Source organism: Vitreoscilla sp. C1 (assembly GCF_002951955.2).
Lineage (GTDB): Bacteria > Pseudomonadota > Gammaproteobacteria > Burkholderiales > Neisseriaceae > Vitreoscilla > Vitreoscilla stercoraria.
In genome coordinates, this window is the sequence record NZ_CP019644.2 from 640581 (window position 1) to 663659 (window position 23079).

A 23079-nucleotide genomic window follows, 5' to 3' on the forward strand; every position below is an offset into this window, starting at 1 on the left:
ATCGTGAATGATGGGTCGATGTTGGTGGCGTTAAGGTTGGAAATGTTTAGTTGACAGAAGTTTTCGAGTGGGACGGGTGGTTTTGTAACCAAGCTTCTAGCAGCAACAAAGTGTCTTTGGATTCTGCTTTGGCAAACACATATTGTTCACCAAAGCGGGTGTGCAGCGTCAATTGGTAATGTGTTTGCGGATGTTGACGCTGTTTGATAAACCAAACCAGCACCTCAGCACACAGATAAATGGCTACTAAAGTCCAAAGATAAGTCTGAAAACCATCAGGCAAATACGGTTGTATGTGCGACCATAAATGAATGGGGAAAAATTGGGCAAATATCATTATCCACAACAGGAAAAATTGCCACGGCGTCATGCTTTTGAAGTCACGCAAGCGTTTGTGAATGGTTTGGATACTGGTGGATTGGATATGTATTAAGTCAGTCAAATACATATTATGCAGATACACGCTCAGGTTATCGCTGCCACAAGACTTTAAAAAATTCAGCTCACGTTCAGGCAGATTTTGCTGTCTTAAAAACATCGCCAACACATTGTCTTTGGCTTTGAGTTTTAACATGTCAAGCGGCCTGTAAACGTGGATGTTGCTGGTGTAAGTGTTGCCTTAATTGTTGCAACACAGCTTCATCTTGGGCATACGCAAAATCCACCCGATGATCATCGAATAAATGCAGTTGCAACACAAAATAATGTGCTGCTTGAGTAGGGTGGCGTTGCCGCAAGCGGTGGTTGAGCCAAATATCTGCCACGCTGATGGCAATCAAATAAGCCATACCGTAGCCCATTGTCGTCATCAAGGTGGCTCGTTCTAAAGTTTGTAACCATATCGTAATCGGGATGCCCATACCCATGAACAGCAAGGTGAACAAAGCCAAACGTAACAGCCATTTGAGCCAACGAGGAGGGTGCAATAAAGAAGCATGTTGGGGCAGCGAAGCTTGGTGATAGGTCAATAAAGTTTGTAGCAATTGCTCATGCGTCCTGAAAAACACCATGCTCAATAACACAGGATAAAGCCATGGCATGGTCGAGGCAGGCATAAAGCGCAATAGCCATACCATCAACATGACCAATAAAATACCCACACAAGCCAGCAACAAACCATCACGCCAAGGCTGTGGATACAGTAACCATGGTGGTGCCAAATTGCCATCGATACGGGCAATGTGGATGTTGTCGATGTCGTTGTAATCTATGCGTTTGACAAATTTGGCTTGGAAAACTTGATTGGGTTTTTGTTGGTATAAATGCCGTTTGTGCCAAAACAAACCTTGTTCATCCTGACATTGAATCTTCAAATATCGGAAATCGGAATGTTGGGCATAGCGTTGGTGCAGCCATATCTGTAAAGGATTGTGTTTGGCAGCAAACGGCATGGTATTTCCTTTAAGGTGATTAAGCTGGTTTCAAAGCGTCCTGTAACAAAGGCCATTGTTCACAACGATAAGCCGAATCCCAAAATACCCATTCCAATTCAGCGCCACGAGTGTAAGCTGCATGCATTTTTTCGACTGTCGCCGCATCGGCTTGTTCTGCCAAAGCATCAATGGTGGCCAAAACTTTGGTCACAGCGTCCTGAAACTCATCGCTGACATAAGTATCGACCCATTTTTGATAAGGATTGTTGGCGACCGATTGATCGACAATGTCATTGCCCACTTGTGCATACACCCAATAACATGGCAACACTGCCGCCAACGCCACCGGATAGCTTTCTGCCCAAGCGGTCGCTTGTAAAAATGAAGTGTAATGGTGGCAAGCTTGGCTCAAAGGTGCGGCTTCGAAATCTTCTTTGCTGATGCCAAAATCCGCCATAAAACCATCGTGCAAACTGCGCTCAACGATGATGGCCAATTTGGCCGCTTCGGTAAATTGAATCACAGAATCCGCATCATAAGCTTTCGCACCAATCACTGCCAAAGCCCGACCATAAGCGAGCAAATAATGCGCATCTTGAATGACATAATGAATAAATGCCTCACGACTCAGTGTGCCTGCGGCCAATTCTTGGTTGAATGGATGCTGGACTGTGGCTTGGTATAACGCGTGATTGCGTTGCCAAACGTCTTGGGTAAATGACATCTTTATGTTTCCTTAATAAAACACACAGCTTGTTAAAAAGCGTCCTGTAAACTTTACAGGACGCTTAAAGTGCAAACTTTAAATTCAGTTTGAATAAAAAACAAGCCTAATGGGACTCTAAATGGTTTGCTCGGTCAAAGCCATTGCTTGCTTGATATCGACATCGACAATGCGTGATACACCTTTTTCTTGCATCGTCACACCGATTAATTGTTCCGCCATTTCCATGGTCAAGCGGTTGTGAGAAATGTATAAAAATTGTGTTTGTTGGCTCATTTTTTCAACCAAACGACAAAAACGTGCGGTATTGGCATCGTCCAAAGGCGCATCGACTTCATCAAGCAAACAAAACGGTGCAGGATTGAGACTAAACAGTGCAAATACCAATGACATTGCCGTCAAGGCTTTTTCTCCACCTGAGAGCAAATGAATGGTCGAATTTTTCTTGCCCGGTGGTTGCGCCATAATCGCCACGCCAGCTTCGAGCATGTCTTCGCCCACCAATTTCAAGCTCGCTTGCCCACCGCCAAACAAAGTCGGGAAAAACGCTTGCATGTGTTCGTTCACTGCATGGAATGTTTGCTCAAACAAATTTTTGGTTTCGGTGTCAATTTGCGCCATCGCATCATTGAGTAAAGCCATGGCTTGTTCCACATCTTCACGTTGATTTTGGTAATAATCACAACGCTCTTGCGCTTGTTCCAACTCTTGCAAAGCGGCCAAATTGACAGGACCCAAAGCTTGTAATTGTTGGTTCAAACGCACAATGGCTTGTTGCAGTGGTGCCAAGCTGACCACAGGCAAATCAATCAAATCTTTCAAAAGGGCACCACGTTGTTGCAGCTGCTCCAAATAACGCTCTTGATTCCATTGCGCTTGTTGTTGCAATAACAATTGTTGTTGCAATTGTGCTCGTTGCTGCGGCAATTGTGTGTCCAATTGTTGCTGTTGTTGCTGCAACTGTTGTCGTGTGGCGACATGTTGTTGGTTGTGCTGTTGCTCGCTTTGAATGTGTTCTTCCAAAGTGTCGATTTGCAGCAAACATGCTTGCCATTGTGTGTGTAACAAATCGGTATTGGCATCATCGTCAAATTGCAAAGCCAAACTTTGCTGGCGCTCGCTCCAATGTTGTTGTTGCTGCATCAATTGCTGTAAACGTTGCTGAATGTGTTGGTTTTGCTGTTGTCTTTTTTGCAATTCCAAAGCCACCAAACCTTGTTGGCGTTGCACTTCCAATATTTGCAAATGCAATTGTTGTTGGTGGTGTTGTTGGCTTTCACGTTGTTCTGATAACTGCGTTAATTCTAGATTTAATTGTTCTTGAGCGTCCTGTAACTCATGAATCTGAGTTTGTCTTTGATTGTGCTCTTGTTCATTTTGATTCAAAGAGAGTTGCAACTGTGCCAATTCTTGTTCAATTTGATTGTGGCGCAGTTGTACTTGCTGCGTGCGTTCTAATAACTGAGTCGCTTCGGTATGAGCCAAACGCAATTGCTCATGCCATTGTTTGTGTTGCGTTTGGGCTTGTTTGTATTGCTGTTGTTGTGTGTCTAAATCTTGTTGCAGTTGCAAGACAATGTTTTGTGCTTGGTCTGTTTGCGGTTGCCATTGTTGCCATTGCGTTGCCAAGGCATGCAGTTGTGCTTGGTGTTCTAGCAAAGCTTCGCTTTCTTGTGCTAAGGCTTGCACACTCACCGCATCGATCCACCAAGCTTGTGGCGTGATGAAAGCTTCATGAGCTTGCAATTGCGATTGTTGCGCCAAAGCAGTTTCCAAATCAGGAGCGCAGCGGATATGACCAAACCAATAGGCAATCGCAGGAGTGAAGGTGGCGTGGGTATGAATCACATGCGCCAAACTGTCAGGCAGTATCGCAGCATCGGGCAAGTCATCAGGCATATTCAGCCAACTGATGGCGTTAGGCTGATCGGATACCATGTGTGGTGCATGGCTGCGACAATGTTGGCGTTCTCGCAACAGCGTTTGCACGGCATGTACCCAAACTTCAGACACTTCCATGTGTTGCCACAAAATTTGTGAATCGTCCGACATCGTGTTGGACACATTGGGCAATAATGCACGAATGGTTTGTTGTTTGGCTTCGATGGCAATGATTTGTTGCTGACAATGTTGCGCTTGTTGTTGTGCTTGTTTTAAAGCGTCCTGTAAGCTTTGTTGTGCATCTTCATGTTGTAATATCAGATTTTCAGCTTCTAAAACCTGTTCTTGCAACAATGCCACTCGCTCTTGAGCGTCCTGTAAGCTGCTTGTTGTCGGTAAATCTAAGGCTTGTTGGTGTTGCAGCAATTGTTGTTGGCGCTGTTGCCACTGTTGCTGTTGTTGGCGCTGGTGTTGTTGCTGTTGTGTCAATAATGCCAATTCACGTTCTAAGCGGTGCAGCGTGGTTTGTTGGTGTTGCCACGCTTGTTCTAAATCTTCGCTGGCATGTTGTTGCTGTGGTTGAGTGTCTTGCAATTGCTCTAGCTGCATTTGCCATTGTTCGTGTGAATATTGTAATTCTTCTAGCTCAATGTGCGCTTCTTCGGCAGAGGCGATTAAATTGCTTCGCTCCATTTCAATGTGTTGCAATTGTTCAGATGCTTGTTCTTGTTCTCGAATAATGCGCTCATGGTTGGTTTGGAGGTGTTGGATTTGCATTTCCAAACGTGTCGCTTGCTCACGCTTGATGGTGCGTTGCTCGGTCAAGGTGTGGATATGTTGTTGTGCGACTTGTTCGTTGATTTGCAATTGGTATAAATCATCTGACAATTGCTGCGCTTGTGTTTGGCTGATATCCAATTGTGTTTGCAAATCTTGTTGTGCTTGATGCGCTTGTTGCCATGAAGCTTCGGCTTCACGGTAACGGATGAAATCCATGTGATTTTGTTGGTGCTGTAAGTCGGCAGACAAGTCTTGGTATTGGGCAGCGGTTTGGGCTTGGGTGTTCAGTTTGTTGACTTGAATGTTCAATTCCGATTGAATGTCTGCCAAACGCTGCAAGTGTTCGGTGGTGTCTTTTAAACGGGTGGCGGTTTCTTTGCGGCGTTCTTTGTATTTGGATACGCCTGCGGCTTCTTCGATGTGGGCACGCAATTCTTCAGGACGTGCTTCGATGATGCGTGAAATCATGCCTTGCTCAATCACCGCATAACCACGCGCACCCACGCCCGTACCTAAAAACAAATCGGTAATGTCTCGGCGTCGCACCACTTGGTTGTTGATGTAATACGTTGATTGTCCTTGGCGAGTTAACACCCGTTTGATGGCAATTTCAGTATATTGTCCAAAAGCGCCCTGTAAACGCCCATCGCTGTTGTCAAATACCAATTCTACGGCAGCACGAGACACCGCTTTGCGGGTGGTAGCACCATTGAAAATCACATCTTGCATCGATTCGCCACGCAATTGTTTGGCAGACGCTTCGCCTAAAACCCAGCGCACAGCATCGATGACGTTGCTTTTACCGCAACCATTAGGTCCCATGACTGCAACCAATTGACCCGGAACGTGTAAAGTGGTCGGATCTACAAAAGATTTAAAACCTGCCAATTTGATATGGGTAAGACGCATATTGCCCGATTGCCAATGAAACAAAACAGGCATTGTAACGGAAAACAAGCTTTAAGCGTCCTGTAAACGTTTACAGGACGCTTGGGTTTACCAATCTTGTTTGAATTTGTCGATTTGACGACGGTCGCGTTTGGTCGGGCGACCTTCGGGATAATAAGTTTGCATGTCCGCAGCTTGATTGAGCAATTTCATGTGCTCACGTTTGGCGATGGTTTCAGCATCTTCTTCGTATAACAAACGTGCTTCGGGCGCAGGACGACGCTGCATATTCAAGCCTTTGATGGTCAAACGGTGGGGCAAGCTGTTCAAATTCATGTCCACCACATCGCCTACAACGATGTATTTGCTGTTTTTAATGCGCTCGTTGTTGACTTTGATGCGTCCCAGTTCAATGTGTTTTTGCGCCAAGGCACGGGTTTTGAAAAAACGGGCTGCCCATAGCCATTTATCCAAACGCATGGTATTGATGTCACTCATGATGTTTTCCTTAATGATGCCAAGTTATTGTACTGTGTTTGTATGCAATCAATGAATATCACAGTGAATAATGAGTAGTCATAGTTAGTATTTGTATTTTAAACCTAGAATGGCTATGCGATAATGCAAGATGCGCTGAATTTTAAGGATTTGAATGTTGCTTTGCATCAATCACGATGCAAAACAGCTGCACCTAAGAATAAGATAGCGTATGATAATTGATAATTTACGACACATGGATACCACTGCATGAAGCAAGTATTTTTGGATTTTGAGCAACCGATTGCAGAATTAAGCCAAAAGATTGAAGAGTTGCGTTTTGTTCAGGACGATTCCGTAGTTGATATTTCTGAAGAAATCAAACGCTTACAAAAGAAAAGCGATGAGCTGACCAAAAACATTTTTGCGAAATTGACACCTGTTCAAGTATCGCAAGTGTCTCGTCATGCCCAACGTCCTTATACATTAGATTACATCCAGCATATTTTTACCGATTTCCAAGAGTTACATGGCGATCGTGCATTTGCAGATGATCCTGCCATTGTTGGCGGTTTGGCACGCTTGAACGGTCAATCTGTGATGGTCATTGGTCACCAAAAAGGCCGTGATACCAAAGAAAAGATTTATCGTAATTTCGGCATGCCTAAACCTGAGGGTTATCGCAAAGCGTTGCGTTTGATGAAATTGGCTGAAAAATTCGGCTTGCCAGTCATTACTTTTATTGACACTCCGGGCGCTTATCCTGGGATTGGTGCAGAAGAACGAGGTCAATCTGAAGCGATTGGTCGAAATTTGTATGAAATGACTACATTGCGTGTGCCTGTGATTTGTACGGTCATTGGTGAAGGTGGTTCTGGTGGTGCGTTGGCTATTGCTGTGGGCGACAAAGTCAATATGTTGCAATATTCAACTTATTCAGTGATTTCTCCTGAAGGTTGTGCATCCATCTTGTGGAAAACGGCAGAAAAAGCGGCCGATGCAGCTCAAGCTTTGGGTATTACCGCTAAGCGTTTGCATGAATTGAATTTGGTCGATCGTGTGATTGATGAGCCTTTGGGTGGTGCACATCGCAATTTCCCTGAAATCATGCGCAATGTCAAAAGTGTGATAGTAGAGCAATTGCGTCAGGCACAAGACATGCCTATGGCGGATTTATTAACGGTGCGTTTTGATCGCATTATGGCTTATGGTACGTATGCTGAAAAATAAATTACAAGCAGCCATTGTCAATTCATGGTCAGAGCCTAATGGTTCTGACCATTTTCATTTGGAAGTGGCTTTAAGTGGCGGTTTGGACTCGGTCGTTTTATTACATGTTTTAGCCTCTTTGAAAGACACTATGAATTGGCATATTTCTGCCGTTCATGTGAACCACCAGTTACAGCTGATATCAGGAGAATGGGTAAGCTTTTGTGAGCGTTTGTGTGAGCGTTTGCAAATTAATTTACGCATTGAGAATGTAAAAGTGGAGCAAGTAGCGAAATTGGGTATAGAAGCTGCTGCAAGAATGGCAAGGTATCAGGCTTTTGCGAAAACCTCGGCAGATGTGGTGGTTTTGGCACACCACAGCGATGATCAGGTGGAGACGGCATTATTGGCATTTTTACGCGGTGGCGGTTTGCGTGCCTTAGCGGCCATGCCAGCTTGGAGACCTTTAAATGCAGCTGTTCAGTTGTGGCGACCGTTTTTAAATCTTTCTAAGAGCGATTTAGAACAATATGCATTAGAAGAAAATTTGGCGTATGTTAATGATCCAAGTAACGCAGATGAGTCATACACCAGAAATTGGTTGAGAAAGACAGTTTTACCCCAATTGAATTTGTATGATGCATACACTAATAAAAAAATATTGGCAGGGATTTATCAGCGTCAGCAAGAATTATCTGTATTAAATGAGATACAAGAGCAAGATTGGAAATATATTTTTTCAGAAAAAGTTTTCAGTATTAATAAAATGCTCAGCTTGAGTATCCCGCGACAAGAACAACAATTATTATTATTTGCAACACATTATCAGCTAAGTACTTGGAGTAAAGCCAAATTAAACCATTTTTTAGCTGAATTAGCGCATTCTCCTACTACTCGGCATCAAATATCATTAGGATGTAATCAAGTTAAAGCAGACCGAGGCAGATTATATGCTTGGGGTGAGCAACAACAGGGGCAATTTAAACAATTATTTGATTTTTTTGAGAACTCATTTATCAATGAACAAGATAAGCTCCAATTAGCACTTGCATTCTTAAAACAGTTCGACAATACTAATCATTGCAGTTCTTTACGAAAATATGGAGTAGCGTTGTTGCCATTATCCAAAGTTCGCTCAATCACTGATGAGATTACTTTGAATAAATTGATGAAGGTTTTGAAGGCAAAAAAAATCCCTTTGTTTGTTATAGAAGAATGGCCTTGTTGGATTTTGAGTGAAGGTAGCCATCAAGTATGGGCAGCAAAAATACAAGATGGTGAGATGCTACGGCAGTTTCCAATATGGAATGAATATTTGTCTTTTTTAGACTTGTATTTAATACAACCGAATTAATTCATTGGAATTTATTTGACTTTTAATCTCTTGTAAGTGAGTGCTCATGGAAGATCGAGAAATAGATCAGCAGCTGGTTGAAAAAGCGCAACAGGGCGATCACCATGCGTTTGAGTTACTGGTGGTGAAATACCAACGTCGCTTGGCACGTTTGTTCTCACGCTTTATAAAAGATGAACATGAAGTAAACGATGTGGTACAAGAATCTTTTATCAAAGCTTATCGTGCTTTACCCAGTTTTCGCGGAGAAAGTGCATTTTATACATGGCTATATCGTATCAGTATCAATACTGCGAAGAATTTCTTAGCCAACTCTAATAAACGTCCCATTACTTCCAGTGATATTGCCAATAGTGATGGTGAGGTGTTGGATGTGGCAGAACAAATTGCCGATGATTTAACACCAGAAGCAGAATTAATGAACCGTCAGATTTTGGAAACGGTGGAAAGTGCTGTGGCGAAATTGCCAGAAGATTTGCGTCGTGCGATTACCTTGCGAGAAATAGATGGTTTGTCGTATGAAGAAATTGCCTCGGTGATGGCATGTCCTATTGGAACTGTACGTTCCCGTATTTTCCGAGCGCGAGAAGTGATTGCCGCTGATTTAAGACCATTGTTAGACACGACCGAGAATCGCTGAGTTATTGTCAAATCTGGTGTATGGCATTCAGGCCGCTTTCTCTGTTGATTGCTCGTCTTCCTGCTTGCCATCTTTGAAGATGACGTTGTTGACCACCAAGGTCAATAAGTTGAATCCTTGAATCCGGCGCCAACGCTTTTGGGCCGTTTCCAATAATTTGTACACCATCGCCAAAGTGGTTTCTCTGGAACCGCAGTTTTTAGCCCGCTTACTACGCAATCGTACGGTAGCAAACGTGGATTCAATCGGGTTGGTGGTGCGGATGTGCGTCCAATGCACATTTGGAAAGTCATAGAATGCCAATAACTCTTCTTCATCCTTCACCAGTTTGTTAATGGCTTTGGGGTATTTGTCACCAAAGCGAGCCACTGTTTGTTTGAAGGCTTGTTCTGCACTTTCTTTGGTTTCGGCCATCCAAATTTCTTTCAAAGCCTCTCGCAATTTGCCTTGTACCGATTTGGGTACGGCTGCCAACACATTGGCCGTTTTGTGCACCCAACAGCGCTGATGTTTGGTGTCTGGATAAGACTTGGCCATGGCATTCCAAAAGCCCAACGCACCATCGCCGACCGCCAATTTTGGACTGGTTTCCAAACCCCTCAAACGCAAGCCTATCAACACTTCTGACCAACTGACTTCAGATTCCCGATAACCATCTTCAACCGCCACCAACTCTTTATGTCCTTGATCAGTCACACCAATGATGACCAGCAAACACAGTCTATCGTCCAATCGCACATTGCTGTAAATGCCATCGGCCCACCAATACACATAGCGTTTGCCCTTTAAATCCCGCTGGCTCCATTGCCGATGTTCGTCCGTCCAATGTTGCTTCAAACGACTGATGGTATTGGCTGACAAGCCTTTGGCCTGCTCTCCCAATACAGCCGCCAAAGCTTGTTGGTGGTCACCTGTGGAAATGCCTTTCAAATACAGCCATGGCAGCAATTCTTCGATGCTTTTGGTACGTTTCAAATAAGGCGGCAACAATTGACTGTTGAAACACACACCGTCACCACTGCGATCTCGTACCTTCGGCACTTTCACCTGTACATCACCAATGCCAGTCTGCACTGTTCGTTCCGGCAAATAACCATTTCTGACCAATGCTTGGCGACCATCGGGAAGTTTCTTGGGTGAGTGTTGCTCCAGCAAAATCTGCAATTCGGTTTCAACTGCTTTGGCAATCAACTCCCTGGCTCCCTGACGCAGCAAATCGGTCAATGGGTCATTGAATGTTTGCTGTGGTTGTACGAATGCATTTGGGTTAGAATCAGTCATGGCGTATTCCTTTTGTTGGTTGAAATCTTTGGTCGGAAATCAATCAACAGGATACGCCTTCTTCATTTGTTCGTCATACACCAGAAATGACTATAGCTCGAGAATCGCCGCTGGTAGCGTAATGGTGTTCTTGAAAATGAAAATAAGATGCTTCTGATATGGAATTAGGAGCATCTTATTTACGTTATGAGTCGTGTATTATTGTTATAAGTAGGTGGCATATGAATTTGGATTTAGATACTATAATAGAGTGCTGGTTTGTGACACAATGAATCTAATGATGAATGAAAGTAGAAGTGACGTATGAATACATTGAAATTTACCAAAATGCATGGCTTGGGCAATGACTTTTTGGTTGTGGATGCAACCAAAGAGCCTATTTCATGGACAGCTGCGAACATTCAAGCATGGGCTAATCGTCATACAGGCGTTGGTTTTGATCAATTATTGGTGATTGAGCCTTCTAGCAATGAACGCTGTGATTTTAAATACCGTATTTTTAATGCTGACGGCAGTGAAGTCGAGCAGTGTGGTAATGGTGCGCGTTGTTTTGCTAAATATGTGACAGAACATGGTTTGACAGATAAAAAATCTGTCATGGTAGAAACCATGCGTGGCATCATTGTTTTGCATGTATTGGAAGATGGGCAAATTACCGTAGACATGGGCAAACCACATTTTGCGCCTGAAGAAATTCCTTATGTTCCAAGCAGCCCTACTGATCACGATGCTATGGCTCATGTTTTGATTGTTCGTACTGATACGGTCACTATCAGTTGTGTCAATATGGGCAATCCTCACGCAGTTTTATTGGTAGATGATATTCGCAAAGCACCAGTGAGTGTTTTGGGCGAAGCAATTGAATCACACGCACAATTTCCACAAAAAGTGAATGTGGGTTTTGCAGAGATTGTTTCGCGTGATGAAATCAATTTGCGTGTATTTGAGCGTGGTGTTGGTGAAACGCAAGCGTGTGGTACAGGTGCTTGTGCGGCGGCGGTTGCTGGTATACGTCATGGTTTATTGAATCAAAACGTGTTGGTTAACTTGCCAGGAGGTACGCTGACCATTCAATGGCAAGAAGGAGAGTCGGTATTGATGACAGGTCCTGCGGCTGAAGTTTACAGTGGGGTATTGACATATTGAGTGAATTGACTGAAAAGCAAGTCATTGATTATTTGGCTGCAAATCCCGATTGGCTTGCTCAGCAAGAGGATTTGCAGGTGTCAGTTCGTGCTAAGGTGAAAGATTTTCGTGAAGCGCAACTGGTCAAAGCCAAAGTTGAGAATGATATTTTGAGCCAACGGCAGCAGCAATGGTTAGCGGCTTTGCGTATGAATGAAAAATTGTCTTATTTATTGTGGGACAGTGCTGCACATCTTGCACGAGCTAATGGTTATCAGGCAATAGAATCGGTTTTGGATGTTTTGTTGTTTGAATCTTTGGATTTTCCAGCCCATGCATTGAAACTGTTCGCACCATGTAATAAGCGTCCTGTACCGCGTCATTTGCAAATGGATATGGTGGTTCATTTGAATGAGGTACGCGCTTACTCGCATTTGCCTAATAGTATGAGTAATTGGTTTGAGCACAATCATGCTAGTTTTTTGGTTTTGCCGATTGTCTATCAAGGTCATACTTTGGGTATGTGGGTGGTGGCATCTGATCAACAGGATTATTTTAATACTCAATTAGACACGACTTATCTTGAAGCATATGTGCAAGTTTTAGGTGCTGCTTTGGCCAGAATCATGGGTGTTACGGTGTTATGTTAAGCACAGTGGTCATTTTTATTTATGCAGGCTTGTTTTTTTACTATGCGCATACCAATGGTCATACACAATGGATGTTGGCCACAATAGGCTTAGGAATGGGCTCTATTTGGTTATTGGCCAGTGTGTTGCCTGGCTTTGTATACCACCATGCTATTTTATTTCTGCATTTATTGCCTTTGTGGATTTCTTTAGGTAGCTTGTTTTTCTTTGTCAATCATTGGCGTTATCATGCTGCAACTCGTGTTTTTTATGCAGAACCGCCTTGTTCACCTTATTTAATGTATTTGGCTTTAACAGGTATGACGCTGCATCTGGCTTGGCTGATTCCTATGGCTGCTGCTTTGTACCAACATCCTGAGGGGTTAAGTCCATATGTTTTAATGGGTTTGTTGCAGCTGTATTTTTTGCAGCCTGTATATTGGATTTTGATACAGTGGTTGATTATGGGAATGTTTGCATTGGTTGCTCGTATGCGTGCTAAGCCTGTACATTATTTGACCATTAGCCAGATTCAAATTTCCTTTTTGGTCGGGCTGATGGCTGTGAGTGTGTATGTTTTGGATGATTTATTGCGTTATTTGCGTTAATGATGGTTTGGGAAGACATTAAATCCACCTATTTATAGGTGGATTTTTATATGAGTTGGGATATTGACATAAGATTATTTGGTTAAGGCAACAGAGTTTTGTTGCAATTGGCGTTCAAATAAGCGGTGGCTTTTTTGAATGTTGGCCAATGTTTTTTGCAAGGGTGGGATGGCTTCTTGTAAAATTTGTTGCTTGCTTAAGCATTCACGTATCAAAGTTAAATCACCATCTTGCTGTGCTTGGGTGAGATGGATTTGATTTTGTTGCAGTTGTTCTTGAATTAGGCTGATTTTAGATTCGGTTTTCACGATATTATTGCCTAAAGTTTGAACCCGTGTTTGTAATATTTCTAAGATAGTAGAAGCCATGATCGCTCAATATATGAAAGTGATTGGAGAGAGTCGTTAGATTCTAGCAGAGCTATCTAACATGAGTTTTTGTTCAGTATCAGACAATACTAAATAAATACCATGGTCTTGCTGCCAATGTGGTAAGTCATACCAAGTGGTTGATTTTTTATGCCAAATGGTTGATTCTGCTAAGAAGCTACCTGTATGACCAAATAGGATGGTTCGATTATAAGCAAAATCCATACCATTATGTTGCAATAAAGTTTGAATGGTCGTATTTTCAGCTTGAGTGTGAGGAAGGGCTGCTGCTTGTTGGATGTTTTGAGCGAGTATGAGTTGCTGCTTGGGGGACAAACTGATCGATTTTTGTTGGAGTAACTCTTGGCGCAATTGTTGGTATTGAGGATGCCATATACTTAAAATAGTATTCGAAACCAATAAAATGGTTTCATCAAGATGAGCAATCTTTGCCACAGGTGGTAAAAAAGTGATGCCTGTACGCTGTGCAAAAACATCGCCTAATAAAAAATCAGTCCAACCAGTTTGAATAAAAACGGGTGTGTGTTGGGTGAAGACAGCCAATGCGGTAATCAACTCCTCCGTCACATGGTGGCGGTTTTCATCTCCCGTCCAAACATCAAAAATATTGTCCACCAAATACAAGGCATCGATTTTGCCCATGTGTTCGGCCAAATATTTCATAAACAAAAAATTATTGCGTGCATTGTCAATGCTTAAATTCAGTTGGGAAATGAAATGTTGAATCATAATTTTACAAATGCATTCGTGTAAGTATCGATATCAAAGCCTAAAATCAAGGGTGTTTCAGGAATAACGGCTACAGGACGCTTGATGACAGAACTGTTGGCAATCAACACAGCCATGGCTGTTTCAGGGTTTTGTAACGCAGCTTGTTCGTCTTCTGACAATTTGCGCCAAGTCGTGCCACGTTTGTTGACCAAGCTTTCTAGATTGGTGGTTTGCAGCCATGATTGCAATAATTCGGTTGTGGGTGCTTCGGTTTTGAAATTGTGAAACACATATTCAATGCCATTTTCTTCCAACCAAACACGGGCTTTTTTAACCGTTTGGCAATTGGGAATACCATACAGATGCAACATAACAGTGCCTTTGTGAACAAAATACCATTTTAACTGATTTTTAGAATACATTAGTGGGTCAGACTGAAAATGTCGCTTGCGAGGCTGCAGCATTCTTGTCATGATATAGGCAAATCAAATAGGCTTTTTTAAGGGACAAACATGAAATATTGGATCGCTTTAGGCTTGGTGGCTACTTTAGCTGCTTGTTCGGGTAATGGTGTTAGCAAGAGTGATTTGAGCAAAGCCATCGATGAATACAATCGTGACCATCCATTTTGTGTGCCTGTGCAAGGCTTGTTGGCACAGCAAGCAGGCAATACAGCGCACTTGATTAAAGGTGGTTTGGGTGATGAGTGGATACACATCACGACTGAGAATTTGAATGGCGATGACATCAACGAAGCGGCTCAAAAACAATTGCGTGTCTTGACCCGTGCTGGCTTGTATGAAAAAGCAGGCAAAAAAGAACAAAAAGCTTTGTTAGGAAATGATTTACAAGTGCCTGTGAGCAGCTACCAATTGACCGAAGAAGGTAAAAAACAATTCCTTCGTGGTACAGCACAAGGTCATGCTTTGTGTTTGGGTCAAGTCAAAGTAGACAAAGTCGCTTGGTTCACCGAGCCTACACCTGCCAATGGCATGACCATCACGCAAGTGCGTTATCAGCCTGAATACAAATTAGAAGGTTTTGCCAAGCAGTTGATGAAAGAAGGCATGCCTGAATTGAAACAAAAATTAGAACAACCCAATGAATTGACGGCGACTTTGGTGCGCACTGATAAAGGTTGGCGTGATGTGCGTGAATTGTCTGCGCCTAAGCCTTGAATGTGGGTCTTGGTAGCGTGACAATTGATAAGCGTCCTGTAAATGTTTACAGGACGCTTTGTTTTAACCGCTATTTTTAAAACGGCAAATCTTCAATGCCTGCTTGCTGTAATACGGCTCTGAACTCGTTTTGTATCATTGCCAAAGCTGCCTCGGTTTCAGCTTCAAAACGCAACACCAACACAGGCGTGGTATTGGAGGCACGAATCAAGCCAAAACCTTGTGCATATTCTACCCGCAAGCCATCGATGTCGATGATGGTTTGCGATTGTGGGAATTGTGCTTGTTGCTGTAATTGTGCCACTACGCGGTGATTGTCGCCTTCGTTTGGCATGGCAATATTCAATTCAGGCGTAGACAAAGCCTCAGGCAAAGCATTCAAAATGGCACTAGGATTATCGTGTTGGGATAAAATTTCCAACAAACGCGCGCCCGTGTACAAACCATCATCAAAACCAAACCAACGCTCTTTGAAGAATGTGTGTCCACTCATTTCGCCCGCTAAAGCTGCGCCATGTTCTTTCATCGCCGCTTTAATCAAGCTGTGACCTGTGCGGCTGATAATCGGCTGACCGCCATGTTGTTCAATCCAAGGCGCTAACAAACGGGTGCATTTGACATCGTAAATGATTTTGGCATTCGGCTCACGTTGCAATAAATCGGCTGCATACAGCATCAATTGGCGATCTGGCCAAATGATGTTGCCGTCTTTAGTGACCACACCAATGCGGTCGCCATCGCCATCAAAAGCCAAGCCAATTTCAGCATCGCCTGCTTTCAAAGCGGCAATCACATCTTGCAAGTTGGCAGGTTTGGCAGGGTCGGGATGGTGGTTGGGGAAAGTGCCATCAACATCGCAAAACAATTCGGTCACATCACAACCCAAAGCACGGTACAAATCGCCTGCAAATGCGCCTGCAACGCCATTGCCTGCATCAATGACGATTTTCATGGGGCGAGACAATTGGATGTCGCTGACGATGCGTGCTTGGTAATTGGCGCTGACATCAGCTTGGCTCAATTGTCCACGCTCATGGTGAGCAGTGGCTTGGCCTTGTACAATAGATTGATACAAATCTTGAATGGCATCACCTGACAACGTGGTGCCTGCAAGCATCATTTTCAAACCATTGTATTGCGGTGGATTGTGGCTGCCTGTGACCATGATGCCTGAGCCTTGGGTCAAAGTATGTGCTGCAAAATACAACATTGGTGTGGCGACCATACCAACATCAACCACATTCAAACCACCGTCCTGTAAAGCGTTTGCCAAACTGTTGACCAAATCAGGACCTGATAAACGGCCATCACGACCGACAGCAATATGGCTTACACCCAATTGGCGTGCACGGAGGGCGATGGCCAAACCAATGTGGTATACCGCTTCTTGGGTCAAGGTTTCATTGACGACACCACGAATGTCATACGCCTTGAAAATGTCGGCGTTTAAAGTGGGTGTAGGGCTCATGTGTTAATCCTGTGCAGCAAGTTGCTGAGAAAAATCAATTAATTGTTGACGCGCTTGTTTGGCTTTACCATTGTCGATGGCAGCTTGTGCCATGGCCACGCCGCTTTCAAAACCATCAGCCAAATTGGCGGCAATTAAGGTCGCTGCAGCATTCAACACCACAATGTCACGACAAGGACTGGCTTCGCCATCTAAAACGCTGTTCATTTTGACATAAGACTCTTCTGCGGTTTGTGCTTTTAAAGGGCGCAAATCGTCAATGACCGCCAAGCCAAAATCTTCAGGATGAATCGTGTATTGTTCGATACGACCATTTTTTAATTCGGCAATATGGCTTTTACCGGTGATGGTCAATTCGTCCAAGCCATCGCTACCTGTAACCACCAATACATGTTCACGTCCCATTTGTTGTGACACGCGTGACAAAATGCCGACCAAATCGCGGTGGAATACACCTAAAACTTGGTTGGGAGCATCGGCTGGATTGGTTAAGGGACCCAAAATATTGAAAATGGTGCGCACACCCAAAGCCTTGCGCACGGGAGCCACATATTTCATCGCACTGTGATGATTCGGCGCAAACATAAAACCCAAGCCAATTTCATCAATACAACGACCGACTTGCTCAGAAGACAAAGTCATTGCCACGCCCATGCGCTCGATGATGTCCGCAGCACCACTAGAAGAAGACACGGCACGACCGCCATGTTTGGCAATGCGTGCGCCTGCGCCTGCGGCGACAAACATCGAAGTGGTCGAAATATTGAAAGTATGGGCTTGGTCGCCACCTGTGCCAACAATATCAACCAAATGTTGTTTGTTTTGAGTTGGCACTTTGGTAGCAAATTCACGCATGACATTGGCAGCAGCGGTAATTTCCGAAACGGTTTCAACCTTAATACGCAATCCGATGAGCAAAGCTGCAACCACTTCGGCAGGCAATTGTCCCGACATGATTTGACGCATCAAATCGGTCATTTCGTCGTAGAACAATTCATTTTGATCAATCAAGCGGTTCAAAGCCTCGGTGGCCGTAATCATGTGTGGTCCTTTTAATGCAAAAACACGGACGATGCCGTGTGGTCAAAAAATCAAGCAGTAGCGTGTTGGGTTAAAAAATTGGCAAACATTTGATGGCCCGATTCAGTTAACAACGCTTCAGGATGGAATTGTACGCCTTCTATGGCCAAAGTTTTATGGCGCACGCCCATGATTTCACCATCGTCTGTCCAAGCGGTGATTTCTAAGCAGGCTGGCAAACTGTCTTTTTCAATCACTAAACTGTGGTAGCGGGTGCAATTGACAGGGTTGTTTAAAGTGGCGAACACACCGCTGTCGGTGTGGTGTACGGCTGAAATTTTGCCATGCATCAAGGTTTTGGCACGCACAATGCGTCCGCCAAAAGCCTCGCCTATGGATTGATGTCCCAAACACACACCTAAAATCGGAATTTGACCAGCAAAATGGCGGATGGCTGCCAAAGAAATGCCTGCTTGTTGCGGGTCACATGGACCGGGACCGATGAGCAAATAATCTGGATTCAGGGCGCTGATGTCGTCCAAACTGATTTCATCATTGCGCTTGACAACCACTTCTTGTCCCAGTTGCGCCAAATATTGCACGATGTTATAGGTGAAACTGTCGTAATTATCAATCATCAGCAGCATGATGCCTGTCTACCTGTCAAAGCGTTGTACGGAGGTTGATGGTGCAAGGTTAAAACCATTGTTTCAATCAACATAAAATAATAAACGCCTCATAAGAGGCGTTCTGATTATGCCATTATTTAGGGCTGTTTGCGAAGCGTTTGCTGGGAAATGGCTTGATTAATGTGAGCCAAAGTGGCGCCACTTTGCAATTGACCCGCACTTTGAGCCAAGGCCAATTGCGCTTGCAAATACTGATAACGTGCCGCTGCCAATTGCTGCTCGGCATCGGCATAGGTTTGCTGTGCCATCACCACATCCAAATTGCTGCGCACACCCACTTGTTGCCCTAATTGGCTAGACTCTAATTTTTTGCGATTGCTTAACAGCAATTGCTCCAAAGCTTTCACTTGCGCCAAGCCGTTTTGCACATTCAAATAACGCTCCCGCACTTGCAATTCTATTTCACGCTTAGCGGCAAGCAATTCTTCTTTGCGTTGCAATAATTCAGATTCCACTTGACGGCGATAACTGCTGATGCCACCGCCAGCATACAATGGCATACTCAGTTGTACGCCTATGGATGCACCGCGATTGTGGGTGGCTTGACCTAAAGTAGCAGCAGAGGCTTGTTGATGTTGGTCTTGATAAGCGGCCTGTAACTCAATTTTGGGATACATTTGTGCATAAGCTTTTTTAATCGTTTCTTGCGCTTGTTCCACTGCCAAAGCTTTGGCGGCAATATTGCTGCTGTTGGCTTGTGCTTGCTCTTGCCAATAAGCCAAAGTGTGCAAAGGGAGAATTTGAGCCACTTTGCCAGCTTGTAACACTTGAATGTCTTCAGGATTCAAACCCGTTAAATGGCGCAATTTTTCTTGTGCCACAGACAATTTGTGTTGGGCATTGAGCCATTGTACTTGCGCTGCATCCAAACCCGCTTGCGCTTCATGCGTGTCGACTATCGTTGCCGCACCGACATCAAACATGGTTTTGGCTTGGTCTAATTGGCGTTGGTATGAAGCTTTGGAGGCATTTGTCGCTGCAATCATGTCATGCGCTGTTAAAACATCAAAATACGTTTGGCTGACATCTAACAGCAATTGTTGTTCAGACAAATCAAATTGTGTATCTGCCAAACGCACCGCAATCTTGCTTTGGCGATAGTCTGCCAATTTGCCTGCATCAAACAAAGTTTGTGTGGCTTGGACGCTGTAACCGTGTTGGCTATACGAATCGGCATTGGGCTCTAGCGGTTTATTGCGTTGGTAATTGGCACCCAAACTGGCATAGGGCAATAAATAAGCACGCGCTTGGGTGGTTTGTTCTTGCGCAGCTTGACGCGCATAGGCATTGGCTGTATGTCCAGCATCGTGGTTTAACGCGGCATTCCAAGCGTCCTGTAAATCAAATGCCCAAGCAGGCGTATGCAAACTCAATAAGAATAAGCCAGTATAAAACAAAGATTTCATTGTTTGGCCTGTGTGTCTGTTACAGCATGGTTGCCCAACATTTCAGGGCTTAAACGGCTTAAAAAATAAATGATGCCAATATTGCCCAAAGCCAAAATTAAAAACAATAAGCCCAAACTGTCAAAAACAAAAATGACCACCGAGCTGATTAAAGCACCTGCCACCATGAACAAACCGTTGATGATATTGTTGGCCGCAACCGCTTGGGCACGAAAAGCATCGGAGCTGGCAGTTTGTAACCAAGTGTATAAAGGCACTGAGAAAAAGCCACCAAAAAAGCCCATTAAAGTGAGCAAACCCAATAAATAATAATTCTGGGCTTGGCTTAAAAATATCCAGATGCTGGTATCAGGATTGGCAGGTGGTAAGCCAAAAGTATGTACGGCAAACAACACGCCGCTGATGGCCATACCTGCCGCGCCCCATAAAACCACACGCAAATTCAAACGGCCGTGGCTGAGTTTGGCACACAAAATCGAACCGATACCAATGCCGATGGAAAACATGGCCAATAAAACGGAAAACAAGGCTTCTGAGTCACCCAAATAGGTTTTGGCAAAGCTCGACAATTGCGTGGTATATACCGAACCGACCAACCAAAACCATGAAATGCCGATGATGGCCGTTTTAATCGGTTTGATGCTGGCTGCTTGTTGAAGCAAATCACGAGTCGAACTAACAATGTTGATTTGAACTTTTTGCGCAGGGTTTTGCGGTGGTGTAGCGGGCATGTAAAAACTGGTCACCGTACCCAATATCGCTACCAACACAATCACAGCGACTACCACGTATGTGCCTCCTGCGACCATCAAAGCACCAAAAATTTGACCCAATAAAATCGCTAAAAACGTGCCGCTTTCAATCAAGCTGTTGCCGTTGAGCAATTCTTTATTTGGTAAGTATTCAGGCAAAATGGCATATTTGACAGGGCCAAAAACGGTTGATTGTGTGCCCATCATGAACAAACAGCCCATCAATAGCCAAATTTGGTTGTTGATAAAACCATAAGCGGCCACCAACATAATCAGCACTTCCCAAATTTTGGTGGCTTTGGCCAAGGTAGCTTTGTTCCAACGGGTGGACATTTGTCCTGAAATGGATGAGAACAAAAAATAGGGCAAAACAAACAGCAACGTACTGATGGCGACCAAAATTTCAGGACGCACACCACTATCACTGCCCAAGCTGTAAAAGCTGATGAGGGTGACCAAAGCGGTTTTGAATAAATTGTCATTGAATGCACCCAAAAATTGGGTGGCAAACAAAGGTGCAAAGCGGCGGGTACGGGCAAATTCAAACATAAAGGCGTCCTGTAAACTCTTTTATGAAGTTGATTTGGTTAAAGAGCGTCGTTTTAGTATGCAAATAAGGTTTTGCTAACCTGATTCAGGTCAAACGATAGTCAATGATGATATGGGTTCGAATCAGTGAGACATCGCTTGTTCACATCACATTGTGCTGGAAATGTCATTGACCAAAAACACATGACCTTGCCATTTGAAGTAGCCATCGACCATCCGTGTCAACACCGCGCCTGAGTCATCGCGCAATACGATACCATCATTTTGATGTTGCCATTGCAATGGTTGATGAACCATTAAGTGATTTAAAGCCATGCTTTCAGGACGCGTAAGCCAAGCATCATCGCTGGGTTGAATTTTAAGCATGGCTTGACCAAAAGCGGACGCACCGTCTTCGCTTTCTAAGACAGTGACCAAAAAGCCCAAATGCTCGCCTGTGGCAAGGCTGACGCTGTAGTAATGTGTATCCATTTATTGCAGGATTCATGCTGGAAAACGACAGTATACCGCAATCTTGCCTTGCACAAACTCAACACTCAATCACAGACACTGAAACTGGAATCATTTTGTGTTTCATGGTCGCTGCCAAGCCGCCCAAAGAGGTTTCTTTGTAGATGTGTTTCATGTCTCGACCCGTTTGTAACATGGTTGCAATGACGGCATCTAACGACACTTTTTTACCCAAGCCATCTTCAAGCAAAGCCAAAGAACCCAATTTAATGGCTTTTTCAGCACCAATACCATTGCGCTCGATACATGGAATTTGTACCAAACCGCCCACAGGGTCGCAAGTCAAGCCCAAATGGTGTTCCATGGCCATTTCTGCTGCATTTTGAATTTGCCAAATCGTACCACCGCTGACATCACAATAAGCACCTGCGGCCATCGAGCAAGCCACACCTACTTCGCCTTGACAACCCACATCCGCGCCTGAGATAGAGGCATTCATTTTGTATAACATGCCAATTGCGGCAGCAGTTAACATGAATTGCACCACGCCATCATCGCTAGACAACGGGTGAAAGCGGCGATAATAGGTTAAAACAGCGGGAATGATGCCTGCTGCGCCATTGGTCGGTGCCGTAACGACACGGCCGCCTGCAGCATTTTCTTCATTTACTGCCATTGCAAACACCATCGGCCACAATTGCGTGTTCACTTGATTGCCTTCACGCAAGTCTCCTAATTTTGCAGCCAATAATGGGGCTCGGCGGGTGACTTTCAGGCCGCCTGGTAATTCACCTGTTTGGTTTAAACCACGTTCCACACAATCAAACATGACTTGCGCCACATCACAGATGCGTTTTTTCACTGTTGCGACATCGGCTTGCTGCAAAGCCATTTCGTTGGCCAAAACCAATTCAGACAAACTGATATTGTGGGTTTGGCACTGTTCCGCCATGGTTTGGGCATTGTGAAAAGGGTAAGGTACGCAGATACCACTGCTTAAGTCTTGACCGAACTCGGCATCGGTGACAATAAAACCGCCGCCAATGGAATAATATATTTGCTGTGCAATTTCTTTTTCGTTGACATCATAAGCGGTAAAGCGCAATCCATTGGGGTGTTTTGGAAGGCTTTCGGCATAGCGAATCACAATGTCACGGGCAACAATAAATTCAATGCTGTAGTCTGCGCTCAAAGGCAAAATGGCTTGATTATTGATGGCCGCTAAGCGAGCAGGAATGCTGTCTAAGTCGACAGAGTCAGGTTGTTCGCCTTCTAAACCCAATAAAATGGCTTCAAACGTTGCATGACCTTCGCCTGTTAATGCCAATGAGCCATAGACTTCTACAGCAAGGCGTTGGGTTTGATACAACAAGCCATTGCTTTGCAATTGAGCCACAAAAGCAGCAGCTGCTTTCATCGGACCCACAGTATGAGAGCTAGAAGGACCCAGACCAATTTTGAAAATGTCAAAAACGCTAATCATAAAAAGGTACCTGTC

Annotated in this window: 23 protein-coding genes; 7 read left to right on the top strand and 16 right to left on the bottom strand. The window is 44.2% G+C overall.

Translation table 11 applies throughout. From position 1 onward, the window contains the following. Positions 1-46: 46 nt before the first annotated feature. From ADP71_RS03100 to ADP71_RS03120, 5 genes are all read right to left on the bottom strand, one after another. A complete protein-coding gene (locus ADP71_RS03100; protein ID WP_019958633.1) occupies positions 47-574 on the bottom strand; it encodes a hypothetical protein in 528 nt (175 codons plus the stop codon). A gap of 1 nt (position 575) precedes the next feature. Then, positions 576-1391 carry a hypothetical protein gene (locus ADP71_RS03105; protein WP_104931479.1) on the bottom strand — a complete coding sequence of 272 codons (816 nt, stop codon included), beginning with the start codon at positions 1389-1391 and terminating at the stop codon, positions 576-578. Between the two features lie 19 nt (positions 1392-1410). Beyond that, entirely contained in the window at positions 1411-2097 is a 687-nt protein-coding gene (tenA, locus tag ADP71_RS03110) for a thiaminase II (RefSeq protein ID WP_019958635.1), read from the bottom strand. A gap of 117 nt (positions 2098-2214) precedes the next feature. After that, positions 2215-5667: a chromosome segregation protein SMC gene (gene smc / locus ADP71_RS03115; RefSeq protein WP_104932363.1), complete on the bottom strand. Its 3453-nt coding sequence runs from the start codon at positions 5665-5667 to the stop codon at positions 2215-2217. A gap of 87 nt (positions 5668-5754) precedes the next feature. Then, complete coding sequence (locus ADP71_RS03120) at positions 5755-6144, bottom strand: RNA-binding S4 domain-containing protein (RefSeq protein WP_019958637.1); 390 nt, start codon at positions 6142-6144, stop codon at positions 5755-5757. Between the two features lie 249 nt (positions 6145-6393). Between ADP71_RS03120 and ADP71_RS03125 the strand changes: the two genes are divergently transcribed. From ADP71_RS03125 to rpoE, 3 genes are read left to right on the top strand one after another with little or no spacing between them, the layout of a single operon-like run. Beyond that, on the top strand, positions 6394-7353 hold the full coding sequence (locus tag ADP71_RS03125) for an acetyl-CoA carboxylase carboxyltransferase subunit alpha (RefSeq protein WP_019958638.1): 960 nt from the start codon (positions 6394-6396) through the stop codon (positions 7351-7353). Continuing rightward, positions 7340-8686 (top strand): tRNA lysidine(34) synthetase TilS, encoded by a 1347-nt coding sequence (tilS, locus tag ADP71_RS03130; protein WP_171460882.1) that lies wholly within the window; start codon positions 7340-7342, stop codon positions 8684-8686. The genes ADP71_RS03125 and tilS overlap by 14 nt, the downstream gene beginning before the upstream one ends. 46 nt (positions 8687-8732) lie before the next feature. Next, entirely contained in the window at positions 8733-9326 is a 594-nt protein-coding gene (rpoE, locus tag ADP71_RS03135) for an RNA polymerase sigma factor RpoE (RefSeq protein ID WP_104931482.1), read from the top strand. A gap of 27 nt (positions 9327-9353) precedes the next feature. Here the strand turns inward: rpoE and ADP71_RS03140 are convergent, their stop codons facing one another. Continuing rightward, a complete protein-coding gene (locus tag ADP71_RS03140; RefSeq protein WP_104931213.1) occupies positions 9354-10607 on the bottom strand; it encodes an IS256 family transposase in 1254 nt (417 codons plus the stop codon). 303 nt (positions 10608-10910) lie between these two features. Here ADP71_RS03140 and dapF point away from each other — a divergent pair, with 303 nt between their 5' ends. The 3 genes from dapF to ADP71_RS03155 are packed head-to-tail and all read left to right on the top strand — an operon-like array spanning position 10911 to position 12969. Next, on the top strand, positions 10911-11753 hold the full coding sequence (gene dapF / locus ADP71_RS03145; protein ID WP_104931483.1) for a diaminopimelate epimerase: 843 nt from the start codon (positions 10911-10913) through the stop codon (positions 11751-11753). Continuing rightward, positions 11750-12382, top strand: coding sequence for a DUF484 family protein (locus tag ADP71_RS03150; protein WP_104931484.1), 633 nt, complete (start codon positions 11750-11752; stop codon positions 12380-12382). The genes dapF and ADP71_RS03150 overlap by 4 nt, the downstream gene beginning before the upstream one ends. Next, positions 12376-12969 (top strand): hypothetical protein, encoded by a 594-nt coding sequence (locus ADP71_RS03155; RefSeq protein ID WP_104931485.1) that lies wholly within the window; start codon positions 12376-12378, stop codon positions 12967-12969. The genes ADP71_RS03150 and ADP71_RS03155 overlap by 7 nt, the downstream gene beginning before the upstream one ends. A 74-nt stretch (positions 12970-13043) precedes the next feature. Here the strand turns inward: ADP71_RS03155 and ADP71_RS03160 are convergent, their stop codons facing one another. The 3 genes from ADP71_RS03160 to ADP71_RS03170 are packed head-to-tail and all read right to left on the bottom strand — an operon-like array spanning position 13044 to position 14440. Beyond that, positions 13044-13337: a hypothetical protein gene (locus tag ADP71_RS03160; RefSeq protein WP_019958646.1), complete on the bottom strand. Its 294-nt coding sequence runs from the start codon at positions 13335-13337 to the stop codon at positions 13044-13046. Between the two features lie 36 nt (positions 13338-13373). Further along, positions 13374-14087, bottom strand: coding sequence for a hypothetical protein (locus tag ADP71_RS03165; RefSeq protein ID WP_171460883.1), 714 nt, complete (start codon positions 14085-14087; stop codon positions 13374-13376). Next, positions 14084-14440, bottom strand: coding sequence for an ArsC family reductase (locus ADP71_RS03170; protein ID WP_019958648.1), 357 nt, complete (start codon positions 14438-14440; stop codon positions 14084-14086). The genes ADP71_RS03165 and ADP71_RS03170 overlap by 4 nt, the downstream gene beginning before the upstream one ends. Positions 14441-14581: 141 nt before the next feature. Here ADP71_RS03170 and ADP71_RS03175 point away from each other — a divergent pair, with 141 nt between their 5' ends. Then, a complete protein-coding gene (locus ADP71_RS03175; RefSeq protein ID WP_104931489.1) occupies positions 14582-15247 on the top strand; it encodes a hypothetical protein in 666 nt (221 codons plus the stop codon). Between the two features lie 76 nt (positions 15248-15323). Here ADP71_RS03175 and ADP71_RS03180 read toward each other — a convergent pair whose 3' ends face one another. The 7 genes from ADP71_RS03180 to ADP71_RS03210 form a co-directional block, all read right to left on the bottom strand. Next, a complete protein-coding gene (locus ADP71_RS03180) occupies positions 15324-16715 on the bottom strand; it encodes a phosphomannomutase/phosphoglucomutase (protein ID WP_019958650.1) in 1392 nt (463 codons plus the stop codon). A gap of 3 nt (positions 16716-16718) precedes the next feature. Beyond that, positions 16719-17756, bottom strand: coding sequence for an anthranilate phosphoribosyltransferase (gene trpD, locus ADP71_RS03185; RefSeq protein ID WP_019958651.1), 1038 nt, complete (start codon positions 17754-17756; stop codon positions 16719-16721). Between the two features lie 50 nt (positions 17757-17806). Beyond that, positions 17807-18382 carry an anthranilate synthase component II gene (locus ADP71_RS03190; RefSeq protein ID WP_026353600.1) on the bottom strand — a complete coding sequence of 192 codons (576 nt, stop codon included), beginning with the start codon at positions 18380-18382 and terminating at the stop codon, positions 17807-17809. Between the two features lie 119 nt (positions 18383-18501). After that, the gene (locus ADP71_RS03195; RefSeq protein ID WP_019958653.1) at positions 18502-19830 is read right to left on the bottom strand and encodes a TolC family outer membrane protein; all 1329 of its coding nucleotides are present in this window, start codon (positions 19828-19830) and stop codon (positions 18502-18504) included. After that, positions 19827-21131 (bottom strand): MFS transporter, encoded by a 1305-nt coding sequence (locus ADP71_RS03200; RefSeq protein ID WP_104931490.1) that lies wholly within the window; start codon positions 21129-21131, stop codon positions 19827-19829. The genes ADP71_RS03195 and ADP71_RS03200 overlap by 4 nt, the downstream gene beginning before the upstream one ends. Before the next feature lie 147 nt (positions 21132-21278). Continuing rightward, complete coding sequence (locus ADP71_RS03205; RefSeq protein WP_104931491.1) at positions 21279-21602, bottom strand: HLGFF motif protein; 324 nt, start codon at positions 21600-21602, stop codon at positions 21279-21281. A gap of 58 nt (positions 21603-21660) precedes the next feature. Continuing rightward, entirely contained in the window at positions 21661-23064 is a 1404-nt protein-coding gene (locus tag ADP71_RS03210; RefSeq protein ID WP_019958656.1) for an L-serine ammonia-lyase, read from the bottom strand. Positions 23065-23079 lie beyond the last annotated feature (15 nt).

What these genes read in the sequence shown, in the direction of transcription:
- ADP71_RS03100 (WP_019958633.1), bottom strand. Translation starts at nt 574, where the DNA reads ATGTTAAAACTCAAAGCCAAAGACAATGTGTTGGCGATGTTTTTAAGA.
- ADP71_RS03105 (WP_104931479.1), bottom strand. Translation starts at nt 1,391, where the DNA reads ATGCCGTTTGCTGCCAAACACAATCCTTTACAGATATGGCTGCACCAA.
- tenA (WP_019958635.1), bottom strand. Translation starts at nt 2,097, where the DNA reads ATGTCATTTACCCAAGACGTTTGGCAACGCAATCACGCGTTATACCAA.
- smc (WP_104932363.1), bottom strand. Translation starts at nt 5,667, where the DNA reads ATGCGTCTTACCCATATCAAATTGGCAGGTTTTAAATCTTTTGTAGAT.
- ADP71_RS03120 (WP_019958637.1), bottom strand. Translation starts at nt 6,144, where the DNA reads ATGAGTGACATCAATACCATGCGTTTGGATAAATGGCTATGGGCAGCC.
- ADP71_RS03125 (WP_019958638.1), top strand. Translation starts at nt 6,394, where the DNA reads ATGAAGCAAGTATTTTTGGATTTTGAGCAACCGATTGCAGAATTAAGC.
- tilS (WP_171460882.1), top strand. Translation starts at nt 7,340, where the DNA reads ATGCTGAAAAATAAATTACAAGCAGCCATTGTCAATTCATGGTCAGAG.
- rpoE (WP_104931482.1), top strand. Translation starts at nt 8,733, where the DNA reads ATGGAAGATCGAGAAATAGATCAGCAGCTGGTTGAAAAAGCGCAACAG.
- ADP71_RS03140 (WP_104931213.1), bottom strand. Translation starts at nt 10,607, where the DNA reads ATGACTGATTCTAACCCAAATGCATTCGTACAACCACAGCAAACATTC.
- dapF (WP_104931483.1), top strand. Translation starts at nt 10,911, where the DNA reads ATGAATACATTGAAATTTACCAAAATGCATGGCTTGGGCAATGACTTT.
- ADP71_RS03155 (WP_104931485.1), top strand. Translation starts at nt 12,376, where the DNA reads ATGTTAAGCACAGTGGTCATTTTTATTTATGCAGGCTTGTTTTTTTAC.
- ADP71_RS03160 (WP_019958646.1), bottom strand. Translation starts at nt 13,337, where the DNA reads ATGGCTTCTACTATCTTAGAAATATTACAAACACGGGTTCAAACTTTA.
- ADP71_RS03165 (WP_171460883.1), bottom strand. Translation starts at nt 14,087, where the DNA reads ATGATTCAACATTTCATTTCCCAACTGAATTTAAGCATTGACAATGCA.
- ADP71_RS03170 (WP_019958648.1), bottom strand. Translation starts at nt 14,440, where the DNA reads ATGTTGCATCTGTATGGTATTCCCAATTGCCAAACGGTTAAAAAAGCC.
- ADP71_RS03175 (WP_104931489.1), top strand. Translation starts at nt 14,582, where the DNA reads ATGAAATATTGGATCGCTTTAGGCTTGGTGGCTACTTTAGCTGCTTGT.
- ADP71_RS03180 (WP_019958650.1), bottom strand. Translation starts at nt 16,715, where the DNA reads ATGAGCCCTACACCCACTTTAAACGCCGACATTTTCAAGGCGTATGAC.
- trpD (WP_019958651.1), bottom strand. Translation starts at nt 17,756, where the DNA reads ATGATTACGGCCACCGAGGCTTTGAACCGCTTGATTGATCAAAATGAA.
- ADP71_RS03190 (WP_026353600.1), bottom strand. Translation starts at nt 18,382, where the DNA reads ATGCTGCTGATGATTGATAATTACGACAGTTTCACCTATAACATCGTG.
- ADP71_RS03195 (WP_019958653.1), bottom strand. Translation starts at nt 19,830, where the DNA reads ATGAAATCTTTGTTTTATACTGGCTTATTCTTATTGAGTTTGCATACG.
- ADP71_RS03200 (WP_104931490.1), bottom strand. Translation starts at nt 21,131, where the DNA reads ATGTTTGAATTTGCCCGTACCCGCCGCTTTGCACCTTTGTTTGCCACC.
- ADP71_RS03205 (WP_104931491.1), bottom strand. Translation starts at nt 21,602, where the DNA reads ATGGATACACATTACTACAGCGTCAGCCTTGCCACAGGCGAGCATTTG.
- ADP71_RS03210 (WP_019958656.1), bottom strand. Translation starts at nt 23,064, where the DNA reads ATGATTAGCGTTTTTGACATTTTCAAAATTGGTCTGGGTCCTTCTAGC.